We start from the raw sequence: 17901 nt of genomic DNA on the forward strand, positions 1-17901 counted from the left end.
AGGAGGCGGCACCTACGTTCCCTGCATGCTGACCTTCCTCGGCTTCGCCATGATCGCCACTTTCCTGGTCCTGATCATGATGAAGAAAATGTCGCCCATCGCGGCGCTCGTCCTCATCCCCGCACTGTTCTGCGTGTTCGCAGGAAAGGGCGCCCACCTCGGCGACTACGTCATCGACGGAGTCGGCAAACTCGCGCCGACCGCCGCGATGCTGATGTTCGCCATCGTCTACTTCGGCGTGATGATCGACGTCGGCCTGTTCGACCCGATCGTGCGCGGCATCCTGCGCTTCTGCAAGGCGGACCCGGTGCGGGTCGTGGTCGGCACCGCGGTCCTCGCCGCGATCGTCTCCCTCGACGGCGACGGCTCGACCACCTTCATGATCACCGTCTCGGCGATGTACCCGCTCTACAAGCGGCTCGGCCTCAGCCTGGTGGTCATGACGGGCGTCGCCGCCACCGCGAACGGCGTCATGAACACGCTGCCCTGGGGCGGCCCCACGGCCCGTGCCGCCACCGCCCTCAAGGTCGACGCCTCCGACGTCTTCGTCCCGATGATCCCCGCTCTCGCGGTCGGCCTGCTGTGCGTGTTCGTCCTCGCGTACGTCCTCGGGCTCAAGGAACGCCGCCGGATCGGCACGCTGGTCCTCCCCGGCGACGCGGAGCAGGTGTCCGAGGAGGTGCCCGGGCAGGCTCCCGAGCCCGCCGAGGAGCGGCTGCTCGTCGGCGCCCCCGGGTCCGCCGAGGCCGGGACCGCTGCCCCGGCCAAGCAGTCCGCCACCGCCACCTCCGTCACCTCCACCTCCGCCCCCGCCTCCGTTGGTACGGGCGCCGGGTCCGGTTCCGACTCCGGCCCAGTGCCCGATTCCGCCGCGCCGGAAGGCGGTTTCCAGGGCCTCGATCCGCGCCGTGCGACCCTCCGCCCGCGCCTCTACTGGTTCAACGCCGGCCTCACCGTGGCCCTCCTCACCACGATGATCATGGAGCTGCTGCCCATCCCCGTGCTCTTCCTCCTCGGCGCGGCCCTCGCCCTCACCGTGAACTTCCCGCACATGCCCGACCAGAAGGCGCGGATCGCCGCCCACGCCGACAACGTCCTCAACGTCGCCGGCATGGTCTTCGCCGCCGCCGTCTTCACCGGCGTCCTCAGCGGCACCGGCATGGTCAAGCACATGGCCGACTGGCTCGTCGGCGCCATCCCCGAGGGCATGGGTCCGCACATGGCCCTGGTCACCGGCCTGCTCAGCCTGCCGCTCACCTACTTCATGTCCAACGACGGCTTCTACTTCGGCGTCCTGCCCGTCCTGGCCGAGGCCGGCGCCGCGCACGGGGTCTCCCCGCTCGAGATCGCCCGCGCCTCGCTGGTCGGCCAGGCCCTGCACATGTCCAGCCCGCTGGTTCCCGCCGTCTACGTCCTCGTCGGCATGGCCAAGGTCGAGTTCGGCGACCACACCCGGTTCACCGTGAAGTGGGCGGTCCTCACCTCCCTCGTCGTCCTCGCGGCAGGGATGCTTTTCGGCATCATCTGACCCCGGACACCCCTGGCGCGCCGAAAACTACCGACGCTAGTTTGTAGGGTGGTCGAACGAGGTCAGGTCTCTGCGCGCTCGTGCGTGCTCCGGGAGGAATGCCATGAAGGCCCATGACGGGATGTACATCGGCGGCGCATGGCGGCCCGCCGCCGGACGGGACCGGATCGAGGTGGTCAACCCGGCCGATGAGCAGGTCATCGGCGGGGTGCCGGCCGGCAACGCCGAAGACGTGGACGCGGCCGTACGCGCGGCCCGTGCCGCGTTCCCCGGCTGGGCGGCCACGGCTCCGGCCGAGCGGGCCGCTCTGATCGGGGCGCTGCGCGACGTGCTGATCGCCCGCAAGAACGAGTTCGCCGAGATCATCACCGCCGAACTCGGCTCTCCGCGGGGCTTCTCGGAGATGGTCCACGTGGGGGCGCCGATCGCGGTCTCCTCCTCGTTCGCCGAGTTGGGGGCCTCGTACGCCTTCGAGGAGCGGATCGGCAACTCCACCGTGCTGATGGAGCCGGTCGGTGTCGTCGGCGCCATCACGCCCTGGAACTACCCGCTGCACCAGATCGTTGCCAAGGTGGCACCCGCTCTCGCCGCCGGCTGCACCCTCGTCCTCAAGCCGGCCGAGGACACCCCGCTGACCGCACAGCTCTTCGCCGAGGCCGTGCACGAGGCGGGCATCCCGGCCGGAGTGTTCAACCTGGTGACCGGGACCGGCCCGGTCGCCGGCCAGGCGCTGGCCGCGCACGAAGGGGTCGACCTCGTCTCCTTCACCGGCTCCACCGCGGTCGGCAAGCAGATCGGCGCCACGGCCGGTGCCGCCGTCAAGCGCGTCGCCCTCGAGCTCGGCGGAAAATCGGCCAATGTCATCCTGCCCGGCGCCGACCTCGCCAAGGCCGTCGCGACGGGCGTGGGCCACGTCATGAACAACTCCGGCCAGAGCTGCAACGCGCTCACGCGGATGCTCGTCCACCGCGACCAGTACGAGGAGGCCGTCTCGCTCGCGGCGGCCACCGTGGCCTCGTACCCCTCTGGCGACCCCCGCGACCCGGGCACCCGCCTCGGCCCGGTCGTCAACGCCAAGCAGCGCGACCGCGTGCGCGGATACATCGCCAAGGGTGTCGAGGAGGGTGCGCGCCTCGTCGCCGGCGGCCCCGACGCGCCGCACGAGCACGGGTACTTCATCGCCCCGACCGTGTTCGCCGACGTCACGCCCGAGATGACGATCGCGCAGGAGGAGATCTTCGGCCCGGTGCTGTCGATCCTCCCGTACGAGGACCAGGACGAGGCCCTGCGCATCGCCAACGGCACCGTGTACGGGCTGGGCGGCGCGGTGTGGGCGGCGGACGAGGAGACCGCCGTCGCCTTCGCCCGGCGCATGGACACGGGCCAGGTGGACATCAACGGCGGCCGCTTCAACCCGCTCGCACCCTTCGGCGGCTACAAGCAGTCGGGTGTCGGCCGCGAGCTCGGCCCGCACGGTCTGGCCGAGTACCTCCAGACCAAGTCTTTGCAATTCTGAGCCGCCCTGCAGTTCTGAGCCCCGAGAGACGGAATCGACCATGGTCCGCGCCGCCATCCTGCCCGCCGTCGGAGCCCCGCTGGAGATACGGGAGATAGTCCTGCCCGATCCCGGCCCCGGCCAGGTCCGGGTGCGGCTCGCCGCAGCCGGTGTCTGCCACTCCGATCTCTCCCTCACCGACGGCACCATGAGGGTGCCCGTCCCCGCCGTCCTCGGCCACGAGGGCTCGGGCACGGTCCTCGCCGTCGGTGAGGGCGTCACCCACGTCGCCCCCGGCGACGGCGTGGTGCTCAACTGGTCCCCGTCCTGCGGGGAGTGCCACCACTGCTCGATCGGCGAGGTCTGGCTCTGCGCCAACGCGCTCACCGGGGTCGGGGCGGTCTACGCCCACGACGCCGAGGGCACGCCGCTGCACCCGGGGCTGAACGTGGCCGCGTTCGCCGAGGAGACGGTCGTCGCGGCCAACTGCGTGCTGCCCGCGCCCGCCGGGATCCCGCTCGCCGAGGCCGCCCTGCTCGGCTGCGCGGTGCTCACCGGCTACGGCGCCGTGCTCAACAGCGCCCGGGTCCGTCCCGGCGAGTCCGTCGTCGTCTTCGGCGTCGGCGGCGTCGGCCTGGCCGCCCTCCAGGCCGCGCGGATCGCCGAAGCGGGCCCGATCGTGGCCGTCGACGTCTCCCCGGCCAAGGAGGAGCTGGCCCGCGCGGCCGGGGCCACCGACTTCGTGCTCGCCTCCGACACCACCGCCGAGCAGATCCGCGCCCTCACCGGCGGCCAGGGCGCCGATGTCGCCGTCGAGTGCGTCGGCCGGGCGGAGACCATCCGCGGGGCCTGGGACTCCACCCGCCGCGGCGGCCGCACCACGGTCGTCGGCATCGGCGGCAAGAAGCAGCAGGTCACCTTCCACTCCATGGAGATCTTCCACTTCGCCCGCACCCTCACCGGCTGTGTCTACGGGAACAGCGACCCCGCCCGCGATCTCCCGGTGATCGCGGACCACGTCCGCGCGGGCCGTCTCGATCTCGGCTCCCTGGTCACCGACCGCATCACCCTCGACGGCATACCGGCCGCCTTCGACGCGATGATCGCCGGCAAGGGCGGCCGCTCGCTGGTCGTCTTCCAGCCGTAGGACACCGCTTCCGGCCATAGGACACGGGGTCCGGCCGTAGGACACGGCGCCGCGTCGCCGCGGAGCGCTCACCCTCCCGCCTTCGGGAGGGCGGGCGTCCGCGGCCGGAGCCGGTCCCACCGGCTGTAGTCCCGCAGCGTGATGTTCTCGGCGGTCTTGCGGGCGATCCTGGCCGCCATGTCCTTCCCCGGCAGATACGGCATGACCTTGTAGTAGCGGTTGAGGAGCGTGGCCATCAGGCGGCTCCCGGGAACCATGAGCCCGGCGACGCCGTCGCCCATCTTCTGGCAGCCCGTCGCGTACTCCCGCAGTTCGCCCTCGTAGCGGGCGAACGCGACACCGTGGTCTCCGCGCGCCGCGGCCAGCTCGCCGGCCAGTACGTACGCGCCGACCAGGGCGAGCCCCGTACCCATGCCGGACAGGGACGAGGGGCAGTGGGCGGCGTCGCCGAGCAGGGCGATCCGGCCGCGGCTCCAGGAGTCCATGCGGACCTGCCCGACCGAGTCGAAGTAGAAGTCGGGCGCGTACCGCATGTCCTCCAGCAGCCGGTCGCTCTCCCACCCGTTGCCCGCGAACTGCTCGGCGAGCACGGCCTGCTGCCGCGCGACCTCGCGCCGGTCGAGGTCCAGGAGCGGGGAGGCGAAGTAGAAGACGGCCTTGGCCTCGGTGTTGTGGCGGGCGCTGTACATCGCGACGAGCCTGCCCGCGGTCCGGTAGGCGTGTCCGGTGTGGTCGAGCCCGAGCCGGTTGGCCGTGGTGAAGATCGCGCAGTGGACACCGAGGTGCCGTACGAACCGCTCCTGCGGCCCGAACGCCAGGCGGCGGGTGGTGGAGTGCAGCCCGTCCGCGCCGATCACCAGGTCGAACCGGCGCGGCGCGCCGCGCTCGAAGGTGACGTTCACACCGTCGGCGTCCTCGGTGAGCGAGGTGACGGAGTCCCCGAAGACGTACTCGGTGTGCGGCGCGGTCGCTTCGTAGAGGATCCGCGCCAGGTCGCCGCGCAGGATCTCGACGTCTCCGGCGAACAGATCGGCGGGCAGCTGTGCCTGCGGCTTGCCCGCGCTGTTGACGTACGCCATGGAGCCCATGCCGGTCCGGGCCCGTTCGACGGCGTCCAGGAGGCCCATGCCGCGGAGGACCGACAGATGGGCCTCGCCGCGGAAGTCGACGGCGTAGCCCCCGTCGCGGAGGGCGGGCGCGCGTTCCACGATCGTGGTGGTGAAGCCGTACCGGGTCAGCCAGTGGGCGAGCGCGGGGCCGGCGACGGAGGCGCCGGAGATCAGTACGCTGAGGTTCTTCGTCTCTGTGGTGTCCATGCAGGTGAGCTTCCACGGCAGGGCTCACCGCGTGCTCACCGCGCGCTCACCGCCTCGACGACGCGTTCGGCGACGTTCGCGGGCAGGCCCAGCAGGTGGAGCGCTTCCCGGGTGTCGGCCCCCGTCCCCGACGCCGCCTCGGCGGCCGCCCGGTAGCGGGCCCGGGCCGCGGCGCGGTCGCCGCGCGCCTCGGCGGTGCGGCCGAGGCCGGCGAGCGTACGGACCCGGGTGCCGACGCTCTTGACCCAGTGCGGGTCGGCCCGCTCCAGTGCCTCCTCGTACAGCCGCTCGGCGCCGGCCGGGTCCCCGTCCAGCAGGGCCATGTCCGCCAGTCCGCGCAGCGCCGCCGCCAGGCCGGTGGGGCTGCCGGCGCGGCGGGCGAGCGCGGCGGCCTCCGCATAGTCGGCGCGGGCCGACGCCGGGTTCTCGCCGACGCGGTGGTCGGCCCGGTTGACCAGCAGGTCGGCGCTGTCCTCCAGGGCGCCGAGCTGCTCGGTGAGCGCGAGGGCCTCGTCGGTGAGCGCGACGGCCCGTACGTGGTCACCGCGCCCGCCCGCCAGACCGGCGAGGGTGTCCAGGGCCAGGGCGGTGCCCCAGCGGTCACCGAGCGCGCGAAAGCCCCGGGCGGCGGCGCCGAAGGTCTCCTCGGCCAGGGCGGCGTCCCCCTCGCCGAGGGGCCCGAAGCCCGACACGTACCGGGCTGCGGCCCGCGCCCACGGTTCGGGGCAGTCGCGCTGGGCGGAGACGAGCGCGAAGGCGCTCTGCGCGTCGGCCTCTCCCGCGTTCCGCATCATCCACAGGAACAGGCCGACGGGGTAGCGGCCCGGGCGGGCACCCGACCATGCGGCGGCCAGCGCCTGCCCGGCCGCCGCCCGGTGCCGCTGCCACACCGGCCGCCCGGCTGCGCCCGACGCCGCCAGCAGCACGCTCAGGACGTACTCCTCGCCGAGCGCGCCCCCCGTCGGCGCCTCACCCGTCCCGCCGCCGATCGCCTCGCCGATCGCCTCGCCCGGCACCGGGCCCATCGCGTCCAGGAGCCTGATCGCCTGCGGCGCCACCGAGGCGGAGATGCCCCGGATCCACAGGTAGTGCGAGGCCGCGGCGAGCAGTTCGAGGCCCGCCCGCACGTCCGGCGACTCGACCGCCCAGCGCAGGGCCGCCAGGAGGTTCCCGTGCTCGGCGGTGAGGCGGGGCAGCCACTCCAACTGCTCGGCCCGCCGCAGATGCGGGTCGGCGGTCCGCGCCAGTTCCAGGAAGCGCCCTGCATGGGCGCGCCGTACCGCATCGCGTTCGCCCGCCGCATCCAGCCGTTCTCCGCCGTAGGCGCCGATCGTCTCCAGCATCCGGTAGCGGCCGCCCGTGAACTCCAGAAGCGATTTGTCGACCAGCGCTTCCAGCGTCTCGCCGTCGGTGTCGCACACCCGCATCGCGCACTCGGCCGTCGCGCCGCCGGCGAAGACCGTGAACCGCCGTGCGGCCCGCTGCTCCGGCGCGGAGAGCAGTTCCCAGCTCCACGCGACGACCGAGCGCAGCGTCCGGTGGCGCTCGTCGGAGCCCCGGCTGCCGCGGGCCGCGACCCCGAGCCGGTCGTCCAGCCGTCCGGCGAGTTCGTCGGCGTCCAGCGTCCGGATGCGCGCCGCCGCGAGCTCGATGGCCAGGGGCAGGTCGTCGAGGGCCGCGCAGATCCGCCGCACGACCTCGGGGTCGGCGGTGAAACCGGGCCGTACGGCGCCGGCCCGCTCGGTGAAGAGCCGTACGGCCGCGTCGCCGTCGAGCGGCCGCACCGGCCAGAGGCTCTCGCCGATGATGCCGAGCGGCTCCCGGCTCGTCGCCAGGACCCGCAGCCGCGGGCAGGCCGCCAGCAGCCGCGCCGCCAGCGCCGCGATCTCGTCGACGACGTGCTCGCAGTTGTCCAGGACGAGCAGGACCATCCGGTCCGACAGCGCTGCGATCAGGCGGTCGACCGGCGTCTGCCCGCTGTCGCCCGTGCTCAGCCCGGCGGTGCGCAGGCCGAGCGCGCTCAGCAGCGCCTGCGGCAGGCCGGCGCCGTCGCGCAGCGGGGCCAGCTCCACGAAGCACACCTCGTCCGGCGCGGCCCCGGTGCCGGCGGCCCCCGCGACCTCCACGGACAACCGGGTCTTGCCGACGCCGCCGGGACCCGTCAGCGTGACCAGCCGGGCCGTCCGCAGCAGACCCGCGACCTCGGCCACCTCGCCGGCGCGCCCGACGAACGCCGTCAGCTGCGCGGGCGGCGCGGTGGGGGCCGGCGCCGGGTCGGCGCTCAGCAACTCGCGGTGCAGTGCCATCAGTTCGGGGGAGGGGTCGGTGCCCAGCTCGTCGGCCAGATGCCGCCGGGTCTCCTCGTACGCCACCAGCGCGGCGGCCGGGCCCCCCTCGGCGAACAGTGCCCGGATCAGCAGCCCCGCCAGCCGTTCCCGCAGCGGATGGCGGCCGACCAGTTCGCGCAGCTCGGGTACGGCGCCGGGGTGCCCGCCGAGCAGGCCCTCGGCCTCGATCCGGTCTTCGAGCGCCCCGAGCCGGCGCTCTTCCAGACGTACGGCGGCAGGTCGGGCGCCCTCGCTCTCGGCGAGGCCGGCCAGGGCCGGTCCCCGCCACAGCCCCAGCGCCTCGCGCAGCAGCGTGACGGCCCGCTCGGCGTCGCCGGCGCGCAGCGCGGCCCGTCCCTCCCGGGCCAGCCGCTCGAACCGGCAGGCGTCCACGTCCTCCTGCGCAACCACGAGCCGGTAGCCGGCTCCGGCCTGCTCGATCGAGGCCCCCGGACCGAGGGCCTTGCGCAGCCGGGACACCTGGGACTGGAGGGCGTGCGCCGAGAGCGTCCCGTCCGGGTCGACGGCGTCGGCCAGCCGGTCGGCCGACACGGCCTCTCCCGGGTGGGTCAGCAGGAGGGCCAGCAGGGCGCGGCGGGCCGGTCCGCCCAGCGGAACCTCGGCCCCGTCGTCGTGCCACGCCCGGGTCTCACCGAGGATTCCGAACAGCATGCCGGTGATTATCCACCGGAGCCGATCAGTTGATCAGCTGATCGGCCGATCAGACGTGGGCGATCGGGCCGAGGTAGGTGCCGCCCGAGACGTCGATCGTCTGGCCGGTCACCCACCGGCCCTGCGGGCTCGCCAGGAACCCGACGACATCGGCGACGTCCTCGGGTTCGCCGAGCCGGCCGAGCGCGGTGATCGATTCCAGTCCGGCGACCACCTCGGGGACGGAGGTGTAGCCGGCGGTCATGTCGGTCCGTACCGCGCCGGGTGCGACGGTGTTCACCGTGATGCCCCGGCTGCCGAGCTCGTTGGCCAGCGACGGCGTCATCGACTCCAGCGCCGCCTTGCTGATGGTGTAGCCGATCTGCGTGGAGACGGCGAACCGGCTGGCGGTCGACCCCATGTTGACGATGCGGCCGCCGTCGTTCAGCAGCGGCAGCGCGCGCTGGACCACGAAGAACGGCGTGCTGACGTTGACGGCGAGCAGCCGGTCGAGTTCCTCGGGGGTGACGTGCGCGATCGGGTTGCCGGAGCTGATGCCCGCGTTGTTGACGAGGATGTCCAGCCCGCGCCCCGCCAGCCCCGCGGTCAGGCCCTCGAACAGCCGGTCCACGGCCCCGTCCTCGCCGAACCGGGCCCGGACCGCGAACGCCCGACCGCCCGCCGCCTCGATCTGCGCCACGGCTTGCGAGGCGGCCGCGTCGTTGCCGCCGTAGTGGACGGCGACCAGCGCGCCCTCGGCCGCGAGCCGCAGTGCGACCGCCCGGCCGATCCCGCGCGAACCGCCCGTGACCAGCGCCGTCTTGCCGTTCAACGCGCCCATGCCCGTGCCCGTGCCTGTGCCCATGCCCGTGCCCGTGCCTGTGCCTGTGCCCGTGCCCGTGTTCGTCCCCATGGTCCTGCCCCTGCCTCAGCGGCCGGTCCTCGGTGGATCCGGCGATGGGGCAACAGTGGCGGCGGCGGCTCACCGCACGCTCACCGCCGGCTCACCGGCTCACCGGCTCACCGGGTCGCCGCCGACCCGCCGCCGATGGGCCGCTCAGACCTTGGGCAGCGCCTCGTACTGGAGGGCCAGCCCGTCCAGCAAGGCGGCCAGGCCCGTCTCGAACGCGCCCTCGTCCACCTCGCGCTGACGCTCGGCCAGCAGGTGGGCCTGGCCCAGGTGGGGGTAGTCCGACGGGTCGTACGCCGCCTCGTCGTCCACGAAACCCCGGGCGAAGGAACCCACCGCCGAGCCCAGGATGAAGTACCGCATCAGCGCACCGATCCGGGTCGCCTGCGCCGGGGGCCACCCTGCGGCCGTCATGGCGCCGAACACCGCGTCCGCCAGCCGCAGTCCGGCCGGGCGCCGACCCGGACCGCGCGCCAGCACCGGCACGATGTTCGGATGGTCGGACAGCGCGTCCCGGTACGAGTGCGCCCAGTCGTGCAGGGCGGCCTGCCAGTCCCGGCCCGCCCCCGGCTCGAACATCGACAAGTCGACCCGCGCGCTCACCGCGTCCGCGACCGCGTCCAGGATCTCGTCCTTCGTGCGGAAGTGGTTGTAGAGGGAGGGCCCGCTGACCCCCAGCGCGGCCGCCAGCCGCCGCGTCGACACCGCCTCCAGCCCCTCCGCGTCCACCAGCGCACCCGCCGCCGCCACGATGCGGTCTCGGCTGAGGAGGGGCTTGCGCGGTCTGGCCATGCGCCACATAGTAGGGCCTGCCCGCCATAAACTACCGGTGCTAGTTAAAGCGCGCCGGTCCACGCCGCCACACCCGGAGGTGCCCGGTGAACCTGGAGCTGAGCGAGGAGCAGGAGGCCGTACGCCGGCTCGCCCGCGAGTTCACCGAGCGCGAGATCGCCCCGTACGCCGCCGAGTGGGACCGCGCCGAGAGCGTGGACCGGGCCATCGTGAAGAAACTCGGCGGCCTCGGCTTCCTCGGCCTGACCGTGCCCGAGGAGTACGGCGGCTCCGGCGGCGACCACCTCGCCTACGTCCTCGTCACCGAGGAGCTCGGCCGCGGCGACTCGGCCGTGCGCGGCATCGTCTCCGTCTCCCTCGGCCTGGTGGCCAAGACCCTCGCCGCCTGGGGGACCGAGGAGCAGAAGCGCTCCTGGCTGCCCCGGCTCTGCTCGGGCGACGCGCTCGGCTGCTTCGGCCTGACCGAGCCCGGTACCGGCTCCGACGCCGGCAACCTCACCACCCGCGCCGTGCGCGAGGCGGACGCGTACGTCCTCAGCGGCAGCAAGATGTTCATCACCAACGGCACCTGGGCCGACGTGGTCCTCCTCTTCGCCCGCACCGGCGACGAGCCCGGCCACCGCGGGGTCTCCGCGTTCCTCGTCCCCACCGACACCCCCGGCCTGACCCGCCGCGAGATACACGGCAAGCTCGGCCTGCGCGGCCAGGCCACCGCGGAGCTCGCCCTCGACGGCGTCCGCGTCCCCGCCTCCGCGATGGTCGGCCCCGAGGGCAAAGGTTTCTCCGTGGCCATGTCGGCCCTCGCCAAGGGCCGGATGTCGGTCGCCGCCGGGTGCGTCGGCATTGCGCAGGCGGCGCTGGACGCGGCCGTCTCGTACGCCGCCCAGCGCGAGCAGTTCGGCAAGCCGATCGCCCACCACCAGCTGGTCCAGGAGCTGATCGCCGACATCTCGGTCGACGTGGACGCGGCCCGCATGCTGACCTGGCGGGTGGCCGACCTCGTCGACCGCGGGCAGCCCTTCGCCACCGAGTCCTCCACCGCCAAGCTCTTCGCCTCCGAGGCCGCCGTGCGGGCCGCGAGCAACGCCCTCCAGGTGCACGGCGGTTACGGCTACATCGACGAGTACCCGGCCGGCAAGCTGCTGCGCGACGCCCGCGTGATGACCCTGTACGAGGGCACGAGCCAGATCCAGAAGCTGCTCATCGGCCGCGCCCGCACCGGGGTCTCCGCCTTCTGAGTACGCATCTGAGTACGCGTGCGGATGTGGTCCCGGTCACGCCGCCCGATGCTGGGTCCATGAACGAGACACCGGTCAAGCAGCGCAACTCGACGGCGTACTACGGCCAGGCCGTCGCGGCCTTCGGCATCGCGATCTGCGCCGTGGCCCTGGGGATCTACAACCTCCAGGTGGACGGCTGGGTCCGTGCCTTCCTCGGCATCGCCGTCCTCTACCTCACCACCTCGGCCTTCACCCTCGCCAAGGTGATCCGCGACCGCCAGGAGCTCACCCAGATCGTCAGCCGGGTCGACCAGGCCCGGATGGAGAAGATCATGGCCGACTACGACCCCTTCCAGCCGAAGGTCTGACCGCGGGCCGCTCTGTCGCCGAAGTCCGCTAAGCGCTTGCTCACCCTCCGGTAGGGTGTTCCTTCCACGGGGACGAAGAGGGTGAGCGAGCGATGGACAGCGCGGAGGAGACGACCGGCGGCTACCGGCCGTGGTCGGAGGTCACCCCCGACGCCGCGCGGCGGCTGCTCGTCGCCGCCGTCGAAGCGTTCGCGGAGCGCGGGTACCACGCCACCACCACGCGTGACATCGCAGGGCGGGCCGGGATGAGTCCGGCCGCGCTCTACATCCACTACAAGACCAAGGAAGAGCTGCTCCACCGGATCAGCCGGATCGGCCACGACAAGGCGCTCGAGATCCTGGAGACCGCCGCTTCGGGCCCGGGCTCCGCCGCGCAGCGGCTCGACGCCGCCGTGCGGTCCTTCGTGCTGTGGCACGCCGCGCACCACACCACCGCGCGCGTGGTCCAGTACGAGCTCGACGCCCTCGCTCCGGAGCACCGCTCCGAGATCGTGGAGCTGCGCCGGCAGAGCGACGCCGCCGTACGCCGCATCCTCGCCGACGGGGTCGCGGCGGGGGAGTTCGACGTGCCGGACGTCCCCGGCACCACGCTCGCCGTCCTGTCCCTGTGCATCGACGTGGCCCGCTGGTTCAGCGCGGCCGGCCGCCGTACGCCCGACGAGGTGGGCGCGCTCTACGCCGACCTCGTCCTGCGCATGGTGGGCGGGTCGCCCGGCACTCCCGCCTTCGCAACGCCTCAGAAGTAGTAGCGGGACACCGACTCCGCCACGCACACCGGCTTGTCGCCGCCCTCGCGCTCGACCGTGACCGTCGCCGCGACCTGGACACCGCCGCCCGCCTCCGTGACCTCCGTGATCGCGACGGTGGCGCGCAGCCGCGAGCCGACCGGTACCGGGGCCGGGAAACGCACCTTGTTCGTGCCGTAGTTGATGCCCATCTTCATGCCCTCGACCCGCATGACCTGCGGCACCAGGCTCGGCAGCAGCGACAGGGTGAGGTAGCCGTGGGCGATGGTGGAGCCGAAGGGCCCGCCCGCGGCCCGCTCCGGGTCCACGTGGATCCACTGGTGGTCACCGGTGGCGTCGGCGAACAGGTCGATCCGCTTCTGGTCCACCTCCAGCCACCCGCTCGGGCCGAGCGTTTCCCCGATCCCTGCGTGCAGTTCCTCGGCGGACGTGAAGATCCTCGGCTCGGCCATGCCTCTCCCTCTCCCTGGGCGAATAAGCGCTTGCTCAGCATGCTGGGGCCGCATGTATCTGTCAACGACACGTCTTTCAACGAATGTCGGCCCGGCCGACTACCCTCGGCGTCGTGCCGCAGATTCCCGAGAAAATCCACGAGCTCACCGTCGGCCAGCTGTCCGCCCGCAGCGGCGCGGCCGTCTCCGCGCTGCACTTCTACGAGACCAAGGGCCTGATCAGCAGCCGTCGCACCGCCGGCAACCAGCGCCGCTACGGCCGCGACGCACTGCGCCGGGTGGCCTTCGTACGCGCCGCCCAGCGCGTCGGCATCCCGCTCGCCGCCATCCGCGAGGCACTCGCCCAGCTCCCCGAGGGGCGCACCCCCAACCGTGAGGACTGGGCCCGGCTTTCGGAGGCCTGGAGCGCCGAGCTCGACCAGCGGATCACCCGGCTGATGCGCCTGCGCGACCACCTGTCCGACTGCATCGGCTGCGGCTGCCTCTCGCTGAAGAACTGCGCCCTGTCCAACCCGGACGACAAGTTCGGCGACCAGCTCACCGGCTCCAGGCTGTAACGGCGCTCTGCGTACCGACCACCTCGAGGGCCGCCGACACCAGCTCGGCATTCGAGCGCGCCGCCCGCCCGTCCGGCAGGTGCAGTACGTCACCCGCGCCGATCCGCGCGCCCGCACCGCACCGCGCGGCCAGCCGCAGCACCGGCCAGGCGGCGGCCTCCCGGCCGAACAGCAGCAGCGGCACCGGCGGAAGCCACCGCAGCCCCGCCACCAGCGCCGGATCGGCCACCGCCAGCTCCACCGCCAGCCGGATCCGCGCAGGGTCCCGTACCGGCCAGGCCAGGAACCGCGCGAGCGCACCCGGCTCCGGCTCCACGGCCCCCGGCTCCGCCCGCGGCACCGCCCCCGGACCGGCGCCCTCCCCGCCCAGCGGAACCACCGCGTCCACCGCCACGCCCCGCGCCAGCAGGGCCTCGGCCAGCTCCTCGGCCCCCGGCTCCGCGAAATGCACCACCGCCCGGTCCGGCAGCACCGTCCACGACCGGACCCGCTCCAGCCGCCCCGCCGGATCCGGCTCGGCCCCGATGCCCGCGGACACCGAAAGCGGTACGGAGACCCCCGCGCCCCGCACCGCCTCCAGCAGAGGCCCGACGACCCGGGGCGACAGGCTCTCCCGGCCGCACGGGGTCCGCGGATGGACCAGCACCTCCCCGGCCCCGGCGGCGACCGCCCCCAGGGCCGACTCCACCACGTCCGGCGGGGACAGGGGCACGGCGCCGCCGTCGGCGGCAGTGCGCCCGCCGTTCAGAGACACCGACACCGACACCGACACCGGCGTCGACACCCGAAGCCCCCGCAGGCTCATGCCGCCCCCGCCGAAGCCGGATCCACGGCCGAGTCCGCCAGCGCCGGCCTCGGCACGACGATCCCGCAGCCCGCGCACACCGGCCCGTCCCAGGCCCACGCCCCCTCCCAATTGCCGTGCCCCGCGCGGGGCCCCCGTCTCTGCCCCGGCACGTGCGCGGGCCAGCGCAGCTCCTGCTCCCCGCAGACCGGGCACCCCGTCCCCGGCTCCGACTCCAGCGCCGCGACCAGCCGCCGCAGCACCTCGCCCAGCGTCCCGTCGGGCCGCACGCCCGGATCGGCGCACCGCACCACCGCGTCCCCGCTGCCGCCCCACGCCCACTCCGGGCGGCGCAGCCCGTGGTACTTCTCCCGCCGGCGCCGCTCCGCGAACTGGCGCTCGTACTCCAGCCAGACCGCCCGCGCCTCCTCCAGTTCCTCCAACGCCGCGACCAGCCGCAGCGGATCGGCCCCCCGGTCCTCGGGGGCGATCCCGTGCCGGTCGCACAGATGCCACCACGTCGCCCGGTGCCCGTACGGAGCGAACCGCTCCAGGCAGCGGCGCAGCGAATGGCGCCGCAGGGCACGGTCATTGCGTGCGTCCCTCACCTGGTACGCCAGACTCCGGAATCCCGCCATCACACCTTCACCTCCGTCGCGCCCACGCCCGCACCGGGGGGCGTCGTACTACGTCGAACGACGACGCACCGTGAGATGTGCCCAACATGCCCGGTCAGGTGCGGGCGCATGCGGGGGCGGTCGAGGCGTGCAGGTGGCACATGGCCGGAACTCAGCGCCCCATGCGCCCCGCAGCAACCACGAGCCGGGCCAGCTCCTCGTGGCAGATGTCGCTGTGCGCCCCCGAGGGCGGACCGCCGCGCCGCACCACGGACCCGGTGTCCACACTGACGCAACCGGTCTCCGGGAGCCTCTCGCGCAAGGCCGTGTCGAGGCTGATCCGCGGCGCGCCCGGCACCGCCTGTACCCCGTCGTGACCGATCGCGCCCCACCGCTCGTCGAAACCGAGCAGACCGGCCGAATCCCCTGCCATCCGGGAGGCCAGCGGATAGAAGACCTTGAGAGCGGAATCGTACGGGGAGTGGCAGGCGAGCACCGGGCCGTCGACCCGGCGCTGCATCCCGCGCAGCGCGCCGCCGCTGCCCTTGTCGTGCGGGAGCCGGTCGGCGAAGGCGTAGTGGGAGAAGGCCCCCTGGAGCAGCGTCGCGGATTTCACGTACCGGGCCCCGTCCGGCACCGCGCGCAGCGAGAAGGACACCACCCGGGCCCCGAAACTGTGGCCGATCAGATGGATCCGCAGGGCCGGGCGGCGGCCCGCCAGTTCGGCCAGCACCGGGCCGAGGCCGCGCTCGCCGACGACCCCGGCCCGCTTCTTCATCTGGTAGTACGTGGCCTGCCGCAGCAGCTCCTTGGCGCCGCTCCACAGCGCCCGCAGGCCGCCGCCGACGCAGAAGCCGGTCCCGGCCGCGCCCCCGGGCAGGGCGCCCGCCTCGATCAGCCCTTCGGTGAAGGCCCGGCACACCTCCAGCACGTCGTGGGTGAAGACGGCGGGCACGTCCCGCACGGCAGGGACCGCGACGGCCGTGACGGCTGCGACACCGGAGTCGGCCGCGTCGGAAGCGTCGGACGCCTCCGGCGGGTCGGCTGCGTCCACCGCGTCCACCCCCGCCAGCTCCCGTACCAGCGCGCCGAACTCCGTGAAGGCCGCCGCCGACTCCGGCCGGTCCTCCAGCAGTTCGGCGACCCGGTCCAGCTCCGCCACCCGCCCCGGCCAGAACTCCCCGAGCGCCCGCAGCGTGGCGGGGTCCAGCGCCGTCCCGTGGCTCGGCGCGGCGAGCGTGGCGTGGGGGTCGAAGTCCGGAATCGGCTCGTCCGAGAACCGGATCGAGGGCCAGACGACACCCACGTACCCCAGCCGCACCCCCGACCCCACCAGCCCCGGGAAGGGGGCGTAGAAGCGGTCGAAGAGCCGGGTCGACGTCGACCGGTCGCTGTTCCAGCCGTGCGCGAAGACCAGCAGATCGGTGGCCTCCAGTGCGGCCACCGCGTCCTGCGTGCTCCGGTCCACGTCCCCGTCGGAGTCGAAGGTCAGCTCCGCGTACGGCCCGACCCCGATCCCGACGCCCTCACGCACACCCGCTCGCGCTCTCGTACCCGTACCGAGATCCGTACCGAGATCCGTACCGAGATCCGTACCGAGACCTCTGACCGTTCCGTCCGACATGGGGTCCCCCTCCGCGCCGCCTCTCCGGTGCCGTCCAGCATCCTGCTGCGGCCCCCGCCCGGCCAGACCCCTGCCGCGCAAGGATTCACGGGTAGAGCAGGTACCGCCCCCGCACCGCCGCGAACCGCTCGAGCCCCGCCGCCCAGTCGGCCGCGATCTCCTCGACCCCGGCCCCCGCGTCCACCATCTTCCGGACCCGGTCCGAGCCGGTCAGCTGGTCGATCCAGTGGTCCGTGCGCCACGCGAAACCGCTCCACGTCCGCTTCGCGGTCACCAGCAGCCCGATCCCGGCCCGGACCGGGTCGAAGGCCGCCCGGTCGTGCACGATCAGCCGGACCCCGCCGCACACCTTGCCCGTGAACTTGGAGAACGTCGGCGTGAAGTACGCCTCCCGGAACCACACCCCGGGCAGCCCCAGCGCCTGGGCCGCCTCCGCCCACCGCCGGTCCGCGCCCTGCGCGCCGACCACCTCGAACGGGGTGGTCGTCCCGCGCCCCTCCGACAGGTTGGTGCCCTCGAACAGGCAGGTGCCGGCGTACGCGAGGGCCGTGTCCGGCGTCGGCACGTTCGGGCTCGGCGGCACCCAGGGCAGTCCGGTCGCCCCGAAGAAGGAGTCCCGCCGCCACCCGGTCATCCGTACCGTGCTCAGCCTGACCGGCTGCGCCGCCAGGAACTCCCCGTTGAACAGCAGGGCCAGCTCGGCCACCGTCATCCCGTGCGCGAGTGCGACCGGCTCCCGGCCCACCCCGCTCGCGTACGCGGGCTCCAGCACGGGCCCGGCGGCCCGCCGGCCGCCCACCGGGTTCGGCCGGTCCAGTACGACCACCGCCTTCCCGGCCAGCGCGGCCGCGCGCATGCAGTCGTAAAGGGTCCAGATGTAGGTGTAGAAGCGCGCCCCGACGTCCTGGATGTCGAAGACGACGGTGTCGATCCCGGCCGCCGTGAACACGTCCGCGAGCTTCTGTCCGCTCTTGCCGTACGTGTCGTACACCGGCAGCCCGGTCGCCGGATCGCGCCCGGCCGCCTCCGAATCGCCCGCCTGCGCCGTCCCGCGGAACCCGTGTTCCGGCCCGAACACTGCCACCAGCTTCACCCGCGCGTCCGCGTGCAGTACGTCGACCAGGTGGCGGGCGTCGGCGGTGATCCCGGTGGGGTTGGTGACCACCCCGATCCGCTGCCCGGCGAGCACCGCGTAGCCGTCCACGGCAAGCTGCTCGAAGCCCGTGCGCACCCGGTCGGCGGCTGCCGCCGCCGGGTCCGGGGCCCGTACGGGCGCCGCGCCCGCCGCCCCGAGAGTCCCCAAAGCCCCCGTTGTCCCCGCCAGTCCCAGCAGCCCCCGTCGTGACAGCGTCATCCGGCCACGCTAG

At 73.7% G+C, this 17901-nt stretch carries 16 protein-coding genes; 7 read left to right on the plus strand and 9 right to left on the minus strand.

What is annotated here, in order from left to right; translation table 11 throughout:
- Nucleotides 1-25 precede the first annotated feature (25 nt).
- The 3 genes from OG299_RS30190 to OG299_RS30200 all read left to right on the plus strand — a co-directional run bounded on the left by OG299_RS30190 (nt 26) and on the right by OG299_RS30200 (nt 4170).
- The gene (locus tag OG299_RS30190; protein WP_327363176.1) at nt 26-1528 is read left to right on the plus strand and encodes a CitMHS family transporter; all 1503 of its coding nucleotides are present in this window, start codon (nt 26-28) and stop codon (nt 1526-1528) included.
- 103 nt (nt 1529-1631) lie between these two features.
- A complete protein-coding gene (locus OG299_RS30195) occupies nt 1632-3044 on the plus strand; it encodes an aldehyde dehydrogenase family protein (RefSeq protein WP_266630709.1) in 1413 nt (470 codons plus the stop codon).
- A 40-nt stretch (nt 3045-3084) separates the two neighbouring features.
- Entirely contained in the window at nt 3085-4170 is a 1086-nt protein-coding gene (locus tag OG299_RS30200; protein WP_327363177.1) for a Zn-dependent alcohol dehydrogenase, read from the plus strand.
- Between the two features lie 68 nt (nt 4171-4238).
- On the opposite strand, the gene OG299_RS30205 is transcribed toward OG299_RS30200, so the two are convergent.
- From OG299_RS30205 to OG299_RS30220, 4 genes are all read right to left on the minus strand, one after another.
- Nucleotides 4239-5486 carry an FAD-dependent monooxygenase gene (locus tag OG299_RS30205; protein ID WP_327363178.1) on the minus strand — a complete coding sequence of 416 codons (1248 nt, stop codon included), beginning with the start codon at nt 5484-5486 and terminating at the stop codon, nt 4239-4241.
- Nucleotides 5487-5521: 35 nt separating this feature from the next.
- A complete protein-coding gene (locus tag OG299_RS30210; protein ID WP_327363179.1) occupies nt 5522-8485 on the minus strand; it encodes an ATP-binding protein in 2964 nt (987 codons plus the stop codon).
- Nucleotides 8486-8534: 49 nt separating this feature from the next.
- On the minus strand, nt 8535-9305 hold the full coding sequence (locus OG299_RS30215) for an SDR family NAD(P)-dependent oxidoreductase (protein ID WP_327364624.1): 771 nt from the start codon (nt 9303-9305) through the stop codon (nt 8535-8537).
- A 216-nt stretch (nt 9306-9521) separates the two neighbouring features.
- Nucleotides 9522-10166, minus strand: a complete 645-nt coding sequence (locus OG299_RS30220) for a TetR/AcrR family transcriptional regulator (RefSeq protein ID WP_266630716.1) — start codon at nt 10164-10166, stop codon at nt 9522-9524.
- Nucleotides 10167-10252: 86 nt separating this feature from the next.
- Between OG299_RS30220 and OG299_RS30225 the strand changes: the two genes are divergently transcribed.
- The 3 genes from OG299_RS30225 (at nt 10253) to OG299_RS30235 (ending at nt 12500) form a co-directional block, all read left to right on the plus strand.
- Nucleotides 10253-11404, plus strand: a complete 1152-nt coding sequence (locus OG299_RS30225; protein WP_327363180.1) for an acyl-CoA dehydrogenase family protein — start codon at nt 10253-10255, stop codon at nt 11402-11404.
- Nucleotides 11405-11463: 59 nt separating this feature from the next.
- Complete coding sequence (locus tag OG299_RS30230; protein WP_266630719.1) at nt 11464-11754, plus strand: YiaA/YiaB family inner membrane protein; 291 nt, start codon at nt 11464-11466, stop codon at nt 11752-11754.
- A 92-nt stretch (nt 11755-11846) separates the two neighbouring features.
- Complete coding sequence (locus OG299_RS30235) at nt 11847-12500, plus strand: TetR/AcrR family transcriptional regulator (RefSeq protein WP_266630721.1); 654 nt, start codon at nt 11847-11849, stop codon at nt 12498-12500.
- Here OG299_RS30235 and OG299_RS30240 read toward each other — a convergent pair.
- Nucleotides 12491-12952: a MaoC family dehydratase gene (locus OG299_RS30240; RefSeq protein WP_266630723.1), complete on the minus strand. Its 462-nt coding sequence runs from the start codon at nt 12950-12952 to the stop codon at nt 12491-12493. The genes OG299_RS30235 and OG299_RS30240 overlap by 10 nt on opposite strands.
- A gap of 113 nt (nt 12953-13065) precedes the next feature.
- Here OG299_RS30240 and soxR point away from each other — a divergent pair, with 113 nt between their 5' ends.
- Nucleotides 13066-13509: a redox-sensitive transcriptional activator SoxR gene (gene soxR, locus OG299_RS30245; protein ID WP_323179083.1), complete on the plus strand. Its 444-nt coding sequence runs from the start codon at nt 13066-13068 to the stop codon at nt 13507-13509.
- Here the strand turns inward: soxR and OG299_RS30250 are convergent.
- From OG299_RS30250 to OG299_RS30265, 4 genes are all read right to left on the minus strand, one after another.
- Complete coding sequence (locus OG299_RS30250; protein WP_327363181.1) at nt 13490-14314, minus strand: 3-keto-5-aminohexanoate cleavage protein; 825 nt, start codon at nt 14312-14314, stop codon at nt 13490-13492. The two genes, soxR and OG299_RS30250, sit on opposite strands and share 20 nt — an antisense overlap.
- Nucleotides 14311-14931 (minus strand): hypothetical protein, encoded by a 621-nt coding sequence (locus OG299_RS30255; protein WP_266630726.1) that lies wholly within the window; start codon nt 14929-14931, stop codon nt 14311-14313. The genes OG299_RS30250 and OG299_RS30255 overlap by 4 nt, the downstream gene beginning before the upstream one ends.
- 151 nt (nt 14932-15082) lie before the next feature.
- Nucleotides 15083-16444: a serine-threonine protein kinase gene (locus OG299_RS30260; protein ID WP_266630728.1), complete on the minus strand. Its 1362-nt coding sequence runs from the start codon at nt 16442-16444 to the stop codon at nt 15083-15085.
- Nucleotides 16445-16619: 175 nt separating this feature from the next.
- A complete protein-coding gene (locus OG299_RS30265; protein ID WP_266630729.1) occupies nt 16620-17888 on the minus strand; it encodes an exo-beta-N-acetylmuramidase NamZ family protein in 1269 nt (422 codons plus the stop codon).
- Between the last annotated feature and the right edge of the window lie 13 nt (nt 17889-17901).

It is taken from the genome of Streptomyces sp. NBC_01296, from assembly GCF_035984415.1.
GTDB lineage: Bacteria > Actinomycetota > Actinomycetes > Streptomycetales > Streptomycetaceae > Streptomyces.